The organism is Mycobacterium sp. (genome assembly GCF_051006775.1).
GTDB lineage: Bacteria > Actinomycetota > Actinomycetes > Mycobacteriales > Mycobacteriaceae > Mycobacterium.
The window spans coordinates 1-4,461 of sequence record NZ_JBPCSX010000164.1 but is presented as its reverse complement, the minus strand read 5'-3'; the positions used below and the strand labels follow the sequence as shown (position 1 = coordinate 4,461).

The 4,461-nt window shown below is 65.1% G+C and carries 5 protein-coding genes, 1 tRNA gene and 1 pseudogene; 3 read left to right on the top strand and 4 right to left on the bottom strand.

Annotated elements, in window-relative coordinates; genetic code table 11:
• The 3 genes from ACR2JI_RS11765 to ACR2JI_RS11755 all read left to right on the top strand — a co-directional run.
• Positions 1 to 451: heme-dependent oxidative N-demethylase subunit alpha family protein (locus ACR2JI_RS11765; protein WP_526390254.1), on the top strand; the 451-nt coding region annotated here is incomplete at its 5' end.
• Between the two features lie 19 nt (positions 452 to 470).
• Entirely contained in the window at positions 471 to 935 is a 465-nt protein-coding gene (locus ACR2JI_RS11760) for a GatB/YqeY domain-containing protein (protein WP_526390253.1), read from the top strand.
• Entirely contained in the window at positions 932 to 1,744 is an 813-nt protein-coding gene (locus ACR2JI_RS11755; protein ID WP_526390252.1) for a TspO-related membrane protein, read from the top strand. The genes ACR2JI_RS11760 and ACR2JI_RS11755 overlap by 4 nt, the downstream gene beginning before the upstream one ends.
• A gap of 141 nt (positions 1,745 to 1,885) precedes the next feature.
• On the opposite strand, the gene ACR2JI_RS11750 is transcribed toward ACR2JI_RS11755, so the two are convergent.
• The 4 genes and pseudogenes from ACR2JI_RS11750 to ACR2JI_RS11735 form a co-directional block, all read right to left on the bottom strand.
• A tRNA-Pro gene (locus ACR2JI_RS11750) sits at positions 1,886 to 1,959 on the bottom strand.
• 49 nt (positions 1,960 to 2,008) lie between these two features.
• A complete protein-coding gene (cds1, locus tag ACR2JI_RS11745) occupies positions 2,009 to 3,127 on the bottom strand; it encodes an L-cysteine desulfhydrase Cds1 (protein WP_526390251.1) in 1,119 nt (372 codons plus the stop codon).
• 7 nt (positions 3,128 to 3,134) lie between these two features.
• Positions 3,135 to 4,088 carry a metallophosphoesterase gene (locus ACR2JI_RS11740; RefSeq protein WP_526390250.1) on the bottom strand — a complete coding sequence of 318 codons (954 nt, stop codon included), beginning with the start codon at positions 4,086 to 4,088 and terminating at the stop codon, positions 3,135 to 3,137.
• 84 nt (positions 4,089 to 4,172) lie between these two features.
• Positions 4,173 to 4,461 (bottom strand): annotated as a pseudogene (locus ACR2JI_RS11735) (penicillin-binding protein); the annotation flags it as partial.

Here is a 4,461-nt window from a genome sequence, read left to right as displayed (position 1 = left end):
TATCGGCGCGAACCTGCACGGTATCCACCAACCTGTTCCGCACTATGAAGATCTGATCGGACACGCGACTGATCGCATGCTCAACAAACTGACACCAGACCGATCCGTGTGGCGCATCAACTGGACGGTGCTGGACAGCCCGGAACTCTTTCAGCCTTCGGCGACAGGCCGGAAAGCACGCGCCGAAAGCAGTTGGGGCGTTGACGAATTCGGCGACGCCATATATTTCCGGACGGAACGACAAACTCTTCGGAGACTTCCTGAGTCCGGTGCGATTCTGTTCACCATCCGTACCTACTGCGATTCGCTGAACAAGTTGGATCGGCAGTACCCGGAGTTCCGCGAGCACCTCGGCCAAACTCTTGTGACGGCCAGCCGGGAAACCCGCAATTACAAGGGCTGGGCACCGATCTGGGGGGATCTCATGGCATGGTCCGGCCAATCGTCATAGGCCGGTAGTATCCGGAGTCATGTCCGAACTGAAAGACCAGCTGCGATCCGACTTGACCGCGGCGATGAAAAGCCAGGATAAATTGCGGACGGCGACGCTGCGGATGATGCTCGCGGCCGTACAGACCGAAGAGGTCTCCGGTAAGCAGGCGAGGGAACTCACCGATGCGGACATCCTCAAGGTACTGGCTCGCGAGTCCCGCAAACGCGGCGAGGCCGCCGAGATCTACACCCAGAATGGCCGCGGTGAACTGGCAGCCGAGGAGCACGCCGAGGCCCGGATCATCGACGAGTATCTGCCCACTCCGCTGACCGATGCTGAGGTCGCCGATGTGGTCGACACCGCTCTGGCTCAGGTGGCCGAAGAACTCGGCGAGCGACCGTCGGTCAAGAATCTGGGTCTGGTGATGAAGGCCGCCACGGCGATCGCCGACGGCAAGGTCGACGGGTCACGGCTGTCCGCGGCGGTCAAAGACCGGCTATGACCACCACCACGACGACGAGTCGCGGGCCGGTGAAGGCACTGGTTGCGGTGACGTTCATCGCCATGATCACGATGAACGTCCTGGCCAACGCGCTGCCCCTCAACGGTCGCAACACCGGCGAGGTGTCGAACGCCTACCCGAGCCTGTTCACCCCGGCGGGTATCACCTTCAGCATCTGGTCGGTGATTTATCTGCTACTCAGTGCGCATGTGCTCTACCAACTGGGTATGTTCCGCGACGGCCCCGAAACCCCCGCGCAGTCGGCTCTGCTGAACCGGGTCGGTGTGCTGTTCTCGATCTCCTCGATTGCGAATACCGCATGGATCTTCGCCTGGCATTACGACCACATCGCGATCTCGGCGGTGCTGACGTCGGTGATCCTGATCTGTCTAGCGCTGATCTCCATCACGCTGCGTAATGCCAATCTCGTTGGGCGCCAACGCTGGCTGATCAGTCTGCCGTTCAGCGTCTACTTCGGCTGGGCCACCGTTGCCACCGTCGCCAACATCACCGTGCTGTTGGTCAAGTACAAGTGGGACGGGTTCGGTCTGCCGGAGTCCACCTGGGCGGTGATCATCGTGGGAGTCGCGATGGCGATCGGAACGGTCACCATGCTGCGCAACCGGGATGTGGCCTACGGCTTGGTTCTGATCTGGGCGTTCGGTGGCATCCTGCTGCGCCAGGTCTCACCCGGTGGTCTGGACGGACGCTATCCGCAGATCATCGCCGCAGTCGTTGCGTCACTGGTGATCTTCGTGATCAGTGTGGTGGTGCTGCGGGGCCGGAAGGCCGGTCAGGTATCGCACTGAAGTAGGTCCACCAACGGCGATAACTTCTTCTCCGGTCAGTCGTGGGACGTGTCATGCGGTGGTGGTCCCCGTCAGCGGCCTCGGCCGGTGAACGCTGAAACCAGAAAGCTCCGACCATTTGGTCGGAGCTTTCTTCCTGTGTCGGGGTGGCGGGATTCGAACCCACGACCTCTTCGTCCCGAACGAAGCACGCTACCAAGCTGCGCCACACCCCGAGTGAAGCGACGACAGCTTATCGCACCTGCGACGCGCTAAGCCAAACGCCTAGAACCCCGAGCCCACCGCATTCTGCGCGGGCCACACGCCGGACTGTTCGAACTCGAAAAGCACGTTCGCGTAGGCCGCCGGGTCCAGTCCCTGGGTGGTGAGCCAGGCCTCGTCGAAGTAGGTGTCGGCATAGCGGCCACCGCTGTCGCAGAGCAATGTGACCACCGATCCGCTGACGCCGGCGGCCACCATCTCGGCCAGTAACCCGAACGCCCCCCAGATGTTGGTACCGGTGGATGGGCCGACGTGGCGGCCCAGCACCCGGCTGACGTGATGGGCGCCGGCCACCGAGGCCGCGTCGGGCACCTGCACCATCCGGTCGATGACACTGGGCAGGAAGGACGGTTCGACCCGAGGCCGCCCGATGCCCTCGATCCGCGACGATGATCCTGTCACGATGTCGCGGCGGCCATGCTCGTAGGCCGGGAAGAAGGCGGAGTTCTCCGGATCGACCACGCACAGCCGGGTCCCGTGCCGCCGATAGCGGATGTAGCGGCCGATGGTGGCACTGGTGCCGCCGGTGCCCGCACCCACCACCACCCAGGTGGGGACTGGGTGACGCTCAGCAGTCATCTGGTCAAAGATCGACTCGGCGATGTTGTTGTTGCCGCGCCAGTCGGTCGCCCGCTCGGAGTTGGTGAACTGATCGAGAAAGTGCCCGCCGGTCTCATCGGCAATCCGCTGCGCCTCGGCATACACATCAGATGAATGTTCGACGAAATGGCAACGCCCGCCGATATTTTCGATCAATTCGACCTTCGAGCGGCTGGTCGATGCCGGCATCACCGCGACGAACGGCAGACCGAGGAGCGCGGCGAAGTAGGCCTCCGACACCGCCGTCGATCCGGAGGAGGCCTCCACGATGGTGGTGTTCTCGGTGATCCACCCGTTGCACAGTCCGTAGAGAAACAGTGAGCGCGCCAGCCGATGCTTGAGGCTTCCGGTGATGTGGGTCGACTCGTCCTTCAGGTACAGCGCCACATCGGCGCGCTCCGCCCAGGCCTGCGGAAGCGGATAGCGCAGCAGGTGGGTGTCGGCGCTGCGTCGGGTATCCGCCTCGACCAGGCGGACGGCCTCATCCACCCAGTCCCGGGACGTGTGGCTGGTGGCGATCATCGGCTGGCTAGTGCACCGATGCGGCGGGTGCGGAGCTCACCTGGTCGGGGGTGAGTGAGTCTCCGGCGATGGGCGCGGCCACCAGGGTCAGCAGCGTTGCCTCCGGGCGGCAGCAGAACCGGGCCGGTGCGAACGGTGAGGTGCCGATGCCCGCCGACACGTGCAGGGCGGTGTCCGAACCCCACTTCGAGACGCCCTTGGCCCGTGTCCGGTCGATATCGCAGTTGGTCACCAGGGCGCCGTAGAACGGCAGGCATAACTGGCCGCCGTGGGTGTGCCCGGCCATGATCAGCTGGTAGCCGTCAGCGGCGAACCGGTCCAGCACCCGGGTGTAGGGCGCGTGGGTGACACCCAGGCTCAGGTTTGCTCGCGGGTTGGGCGGTCCGGCGATGGTGTCGTAGTTGTCGCGTTCCAGGTGCGGGTCGTCGACGCCGGCGGCCGCGATGGTCAGTCCGGCGACCTCGAATTCGCGGCGGGTGTGGGTCAGGTCCAGCCAGCCGCGTTCGTTGAACGCAGCCCGTAGGTCCTGCCAGGGCAGCGGTTCGCCGTGGACGCGGTGATCGGGGTCGGTGAGGTACTTCGATGGGCTCTTGAGCTTCGGCGCGTAGTAGTCGTTGCTGCCGAAGACGAACACCCCGGGAACCGCCAGCAGATCACCCAGCGACTGGACGACGGCGGGCACCGCCTTCGGGTGCGACAGATTGTCTCCGGTGTTGACAACCAGATCCTGATCCCAGTGGGCCAACTCGCGCAACCAGGCCTGCTTGTGCCGCTGCTGCGGGCGCATGTGGATATCGCTGAGGTGCAGCACGCGGATCGGGGTGGAACCCGGCGCCAGCACCGGCATGGTTTCCTCGCGCACGACGAACGCATTGCGCTCGATGAGGGTCGCGTAGCCGATCGCCAGCGCGGCCGAACCGGCCGCGGTGATCGCGGACTTCTTCAGGGCGGAGCCGGCCATGCAGGTGAGACTACTGCCCAATTAGGGAGTCGGGGAGCCCAGCCAGGGAGTCGGGGAGCCCGGCCAGGGAGTCGGGGAGCCCGGCTACGGAGGAGGGGCGGCCCCGCCGGGAGGTGGTGGCGGTGCCAGCACCGGAATGGTGATCGGGGGCAGCCCGGGGATCTCGACGACCGTCGTGCCGAACTCCGGAAAGCCCGGCGGCGGAGGAGGCGCGTCAGGTCCCGGCGACGGCGGTGGCGGTGGCGGCGGCGCGATCCCGTTGCTCACAATCAACGTGACGATGATTCCCGGCACCGTCTGACCGCCGGGCGAGGTGCCGACCACGGTTCCGGCCGAGGCGGTGCTGTTGACCATGCTGACGCCGTCGGCCACC

Coding starts and splice junctions, on each gene's coding strand:
- ACR2JI_RS11760 (WP_526390253.1), top strand. CDS start 471: ATGTCCGAACTGAAAGACCAGCTGCGATCCGACTTGACCGCGGCGATG.
- ACR2JI_RS11755 (WP_526390252.1), top strand. CDS start 932: ATGACCACCACCACGACGACGAGTCGCGGGCCGGTGAAGGCACTGGTT.
- cds1 (WP_526390251.1), bottom strand. CDS start 3,127: ATGATCGCCACCAGCCACACGTCCCGGGACTGGGTGGATGAGGCCGTC.
- ACR2JI_RS11740 (WP_526390250.1), bottom strand. CDS start 4,088: ATGGCCGGCTCCGCCCTGAAGAAGTCCGCGATCACCGCGGCCGGTTCG.